The 5,079-nt window shown below is 59.3% G+C and carries 7 protein-coding genes; 3 read left to right on the top strand and 4 right to left on the bottom strand.

All coding sequences use genetic code 11. The annotated features are described in order from the left end of the window. On the bottom strand, positions 1-1,043 hold a 1,043-nt coding region (locus tag F4Z81_14440; GenBank protein MXW06244.1), incomplete at its 3' end, for an Ig domain-containing protein. 68 nt (positions 1,044-1,111) lie between these two features. On the opposite strand from F4Z81_14440, the gene F4Z81_14435 reads away from it, so the two are divergent. Next, positions 1,112-1,723: an isoprenylcysteine carboxylmethyltransferase family protein gene (locus tag F4Z81_14435; GenBank protein MXW06243.1), complete on the top strand. Its 612-nt coding sequence runs from the start codon at positions 1,112-1,114 to the stop codon at positions 1,721-1,723. A 44-nt stretch (positions 1,724-1,767) separates the two neighbouring features. Beyond that, entirely contained in the window at positions 1,768-2,169 is a 402-nt protein-coding gene (locus F4Z81_14430) for a hypothetical protein (protein MXW06242.1), read from the top strand. Between the two features lie 99 nt (positions 2,170-2,268). Here F4Z81_14430 and F4Z81_14425 read toward each other — a convergent pair whose 3' ends face one another. Together F4Z81_14425 and F4Z81_14420 are read right to left on the bottom strand one after the other, a co-directional pair. Next, complete coding sequence (locus F4Z81_14425; GenBank protein MXW06241.1) at positions 2,269-2,886, bottom strand: helix-turn-helix transcriptional regulator; 618 nt, start codon at positions 2,884-2,886, stop codon at positions 2,269-2,271. A 12-nt stretch (positions 2,887-2,898) separates the two neighbouring features. Further along, positions 2,899-3,294 carry a class I SAM-dependent methyltransferase gene (locus tag F4Z81_14420; protein ID MXW06240.1) on the bottom strand — a complete coding sequence of 132 codons (396 nt, stop codon included), beginning with the start codon at positions 3,292-3,294 and terminating at the stop codon, positions 2,899-2,901. A gap of 127 nt (positions 3,295-3,421) precedes the next feature. Here F4Z81_14420 and F4Z81_14415 point away from each other — a divergent pair, with 127 nt between their 5' ends. Beyond that, positions 3,422-3,901, top strand: coding sequence for an OsmC family peroxiredoxin (locus F4Z81_14415; protein ID MXW06239.1), 480 nt, complete (start codon positions 3,422-3,424; stop codon positions 3,899-3,901). 19 nt (positions 3,902-3,920) lie between these two features. Here the strand turns inward: F4Z81_14415 and F4Z81_14410 are convergent, their stop codons facing one another. Further along, the gene (locus F4Z81_14410) at positions 3,921-5,072 is read right to left on the bottom strand and encodes an ATP-binding protein (GenBank protein MXW06238.1); all 1,152 of its coding nucleotides are present in this window, start codon (positions 5,070-5,072) and stop codon (positions 3,921-3,923) included. Positions 5,073-5,079: the final 7 nt, after the last annotated feature.

Here is a 5,079-nt window from a genome sequence, read left to right as displayed (position 1 = left end):
GCGCGGTCGGGCGCAGGATCCGGCGGCGGAGGAGCTGGCGGCGGTGGCGGCGGCGGTTCCGGCGGAGGAGGTGGTGGCTCAGGCGGCTCAGGCGGCTCAGGCGGCTCAGGGGGCTCAGGCGGCTCAGGGGGCTCAGGCGGCTCCGTACCCTCGATGACCACGTGTACCAACGCGTGCGCCGACGCGTCGCCCGAGGTGGCCGTGACCCGCGTTGTGCCGTTCGACACCGCGATCACCAGGCCGCCCGCGTCCACCGTGGCCACGTCCGGACGGCTGCTCGTCCACATCACCGCCGCGCCCGGGATGGCCTGCCCATCCGAATCGTACACCTGGGCGTCCAGCTGCAGGCTCTGGCCCGCGGCCGAAAGCGTCGCTTCCGATATGTTGAGCACGATGCGCGACGGCTCCGGCGCGACTTCTACGTGGACAGGACGGGACGTGGATACCCCGCCCGAGGAAGCCGTGATCAGGGCGGATCCCGGAGAAACCGCCGTCACCAGGCCGCGGGCGTCCACCGTGGCGATTTCGGGATTACTACTCGACCATCCCACCACCGCGCCCGGGATGATGCTGTCGTTCGCGTCGTAGACCACCGCCGTGAACTGGCCCGTCTCGCCCACCTGCCCCAGCGTTATGGACGGCGGCGTGATCTCGATGCTGTCCGCCGCCTGCTCCACAGAGACCGTCGCGGTTGCCGTGGCGTAACCTGAACTGACGGTGATCTGCGTCGTTCCGGCTCCCGCGGCCGTCACCACGCCCCGGTCGCTCACCCGGGCGATGTTGATGTCCGCGCTTCGCCAGTGCAGCGTGGCGTCGGCGATCACCCTGCTGTCCTGGTCCAGCACCGTGGCGTCGATGCGTACATGGTCGTTGATGGCCGTGAATACGATCCGGTAGGTCGACAGCGTGATCGTGGTGGGTTCCTGCGCCGGCGGACCGGACGGACTCGTCAGGCAGGAGGACGACAGAGCCAGAGTCAGCAACGCCAGGGACAGCGGAATGCCATGCCGTAGGTAGAGAAACCTCAAAAAACACGCGAACAATTTAGCGTCCTGTGTTTATAATCAATGTGTGTGGTCGTGCATCGACCGAAATCATATACTTCACGACTATGAATATCAACACATTAAATTACCAATTCCGATGTGGCTATCCTTGTATACTGGATTTAAATTCACACGATACGAGTTGGAATCGACAGAAAAGGGAAGTTTCACTTGTGAAATGGACCACAGCGAAGGCCGTCGTCCTCCTTCCGGCGGCGGCTACGATCTACGTCCCGGCCGTGATATTGTGGGTATTGTACGATACACCGGGCGCGCTGTCGCCGGCAGAGCCCACGCAGTTCCGTTTCTGGATCGGGATCGCGATGGCGTTGGACGGCCTGGTCCTGGCGGCGTGGACCATGGCGCTGTTCGACCGGATCGGGAAGGGCACGCCGGCGCCGTGGGCCCCGCCCGGGAAGTTGGTCGTCCTCGGTCCCTATCGCCACCTGCGCAATCCCATGAATTCGGGCATGGTGCTCATCCTCGGCGCCGAAGCCCTGCTCTTCGGCTCATGGCACCTGGCGGGCTGGATGTGCGTGTTCTTCGCGGTGTGTGCGATCTACTTCCCGCTCTACGAGGAGCCGGGCCTGGAGTGCCGGTTCGGTGAACCCTATCGGCTGTACAAGGCGAACGTACCGCGCTGGATACCGAGGATACGGCCGTGGGAGGGGCAGTGAATCGGATGGACCTGATTTAAGACCTGACTTACCAGGGAGCGCACATGGCCATCATCGAGGACGTGAACGGCGTGCTCAGCCGGATCAACGATATGGATCTGCATATCCGCATCGTCAAGGGCACGGAATCGAAGTCCATCAAGTACGACAGCGATCCGGAAATCGAGATCAACTGGGCGGTCGCGAACGACTGGGACGGCATACCCGAAGAGATCGGATTCTGGATAATCTTTACGAAGGACTGGGTGTTTGACGACACGCAGAAGTTTTACGACGTTATATTCAACACGGTCCGGGGGAACCTGAACCTGCGAAGATGGATAAAACTGGAACCGATTTACAGCAACGAACACCTGCTCGAAGGCAAGTTCTACATCGTGGCGATCGTCGCGGATGTGCTGATGAACGACGAGGTGCGACGGCAGGCTGTCGAGAACAGCCAATGACCTTCCGCGAGGTGCAATATGGACGGGAAATCCGGTGGCCTGACGCTTCTGTTTTCCGGGAGATGGTTCATCGGTGAGGATCGTTGCCGTACTGGCCCTTTAATCTTCGGAAACAGCATCACCAAGCGGGTGCAGATCAATGGGCGTGAGCACGCCGTGGAATCCGTACTTGATGCCCGACCGGTCTCCTTTCCCGGGTGGGAAGTACTCCTCGATTAAGGCCAGCAGCCGGCGGTTGAATTCGGTGGCCTGGGTTTCCGAAAGCCGTGCGCGGTTGTGATTGACGGACATCTGGAAGGAAGGTCCATACATCCCTTCGGCCGCTTCTCGGAATGACTGGTTGAACTGTTCGGCAACGTCCGCCGGGATAGCCTGTTCCGTCTGGCTGCCCTCAGTGGCCTGGCTGCCCTCCTGCTCCGCCCGGACGCGGATCACTCCCGCCGCGGGCAGACAACGCCATTCCCGGGGTTCTTCCGAAGCGCCATCCTCTAAACGTAAGACGCCCGTCTCTGCCAGTCTCTGCACGTGGTATAGAACCCTGGCATCCGTAACATCGAGCGCATCTGAAATCTCCGTCACTGATTTTCCTGCTTCCAGGATCTCGAGGATACGCCAACGTAGAGGATCGAGGATGACATCCGCGCGATCATCTTCGACAACCAGTTCAGCGGCTTCCTGCGACTCGACACGAAAGATGACTTCACGCCAGGTGGCCATGTTGCTGCTCCTTCACGAATGTTCGGATTTCTTCGCCGTCACCATATACGAACCGTACTTACGATCGCGAAACCACGCGGCCGCTGTAGGATATCTTTCGCTGTAGAAGGCGACCGATTCCTTGACCCATTCGGATTCGATCTGCCGAAAACCCACGGCTTTCAGACAGTCCAGGGTCGGTTCCAGGTAGTTTCGCGGTCCTATCGGCAGGTAATCGGGATGGCGCCGGTCGTCTTCTGCGGTGTGGCGGCCGGTGAAAAAAGAAGTCTGTACCGCGAGTCGGCCGTCCGGTCGCAATACGCGATAGCATTCCTGGAAGATCCTCTTCTCTTCGAGCAGATCGACGATGCCAAGGAGCAGGAGACTGTTGGTCTGCGCCCAGGATTCCTGTCTATCTTTTGATTCCATGTTACCAATATACTTTCAAAAACATCAGAATGCCGCCTAATTGGGAGAAGTTGAAACGATATGGTCGAGTTTGTATAGGCACATCATACACTGATCCGGACGGCTAAACCGGTAACTTTTCGGGGGCATCATGAACAAGCAACATACCTACGAGGTCGGAATATCATGGACGGGTAATCAGGGCGATGGCACGAGCGCGTACAGGAGCTATACGCGGGATTACGACATCGCATGCGAGGGCAAGCCGGTGGTCAAGGGTTCCGCGGACCCCGGCTACCTGGGCGACGCCGCGCGCCATAATCCGGAGGACATGCTGCTGGCTTCTATTTCGGCCTGCCACATGCTCTGGTATCTCCATCTCTGCACGGTGAGCAAGGTCGTGGTGACCGCCTACGAAGACCGCGCGGAAGGCGTGCTGGAACTGAACCAGGACGGATCGGGCCAGTTCGCGCGCGTGACCCTCAGGCCCCGCGTTACGATTTCGGCGGAAAGCGACGCGGCCGTCGCGGAGCGGCTGCACGAGAAGGCCAACGCCATGTGCTTCATCGCCCGGTCCGTGAACTTCCCGGTGGATCACGAGGCGGAGACGGTCACAGCGCAGAGCTAGTTTTAGGCTCGGAGCTAGATTAAGGTGCGGAGCCAGTTATAAACTCGAGATAGTTCTCCGGATGAACGACCTGGAACGAACTGTCGGGATAGGCCTTGCGCCACGCACCAGGTGCCCGGCTTGATTTGGCAGGCCACTTCAGTTCCGTGGCGAGAAGCTTGCCCCCCCACTCCTCGACCAGGTCGATCTCCTGGCGGTCGTAGGTACGCCAGAAGTAGCTTTCGGCCAGACGGCCGTTGTACAGGTTGTACTTCAATCGCTCCGCCAGGATGTAGTTTTCCCATAATACCCCAGCATCATCCCGCATGGTCAGTGGGTTGAAGTTGCTGATCAATCCGTTTCTTATGCCGTTGTCGTAAAAATAGTATCGGCGGCTCTTGGATATTTCCTTACGCAGATTGCGGCTGAATCCACGGCGGCTGTAGAGGATATAGGATTTCTCCAGCAGGTCGAGATAGCGATCAACGGTGCTTGCGTTCATGCCCAACTGGGTGCCCAGTTCGGAAGTCGACACCTCGTGGCCGATTTGGAAAGCAACCAGTTGCAGCATCCTGAGCAGCTTATCCGCATGGCGTATGCCTTCCAGCTGGAGTATGTCCCTGAAAAGATAGGATGCGATCAGTTCCTTTATATAGAGCTGCCGGTCTTCGTTCGAGTCCATGAGGACGACCTCAGGATACGACCCGTAGATCAGCCTTTGTTCAAGGTGGGCCCTGGTCTGGTGCGCGGATTCGGTTTCCTGGAGTTCCAGTTGTGCGAGGGGCAGTAGCAACAGGGTATACTTGCGGCCGGTCAGGGGCTCTCCGGTTTGATGAGCCAGGTCGAAGGAGGACGAGCCCGTGGCAATGATCCGAAGTCCCTCGACGTGATCGGCGAGCAGCTTGAGATTCAGTCCGATTTCCCGGATATGCTGCGCTTCGTCGATGATCAGCGTACGGCGTCTGCCGACGAAGGACGTCAGTTTGGCCAGGGACTGACTCTCGAGGTACTCCCGGACCACGATGTCCTCCCCCGTCACGAGCAGAGCGTCGGGGTCGTGTTCCCGGATATAGCGCTTGATCAGCGTGGTCTTGCCCACTCTTCTGGGACCGTAGACCACAACGACTTTTCCCGGCATGACCAGGTGCACGAGCCTGGAGAGTTGCGCCTGAGGAATGTATAATTCTGCCATCATATTG

The organism is Gemmatimonadota bacterium, from assembly GCA_009835325.1.
GTDB lineage: Bacteria > JAAXHH01 > JAAXHH01 > JAAXHH01 > JAAXHH01 > JAAXHH01.
Note: the sequence above shows the minus strand (reverse complement) of the source record. Positions and strands in the feature narration are given on the sequence as shown.

Coding starts and splice junctions, on each gene's coding strand:
- F4Z81_14435 (MXW06243.1), top strand. CDS start 1,112: ATGAATATCAACACATTAAATTACCAATTCCGATGTGGCTATCCTTGT.
- F4Z81_14430 (MXW06242.1), top strand. CDS start 1,768: ATGGCCATCATCGAGGACGTGAACGGCGTGCTCAGCCGGATCAACGAT.
- F4Z81_14425 (MXW06241.1), bottom strand. CDS start 2,886: ATGGCCACCTGGCGTGAAGTCATCTTTCGTGTCGAGTCGCAGGAAGCC.
- F4Z81_14420 (MXW06240.1), bottom strand. CDS start 3,294: ATGGAATCAAAAGATAGACAGGAATCCTGGGCGCAGACCAACAGTCTC.
- F4Z81_14410 (MXW06238.1), bottom strand. CDS start 5,072: ATGGCAGAATTATACATTCCTCAGGCGCAACTCTCCAGGCTCGTGCAC.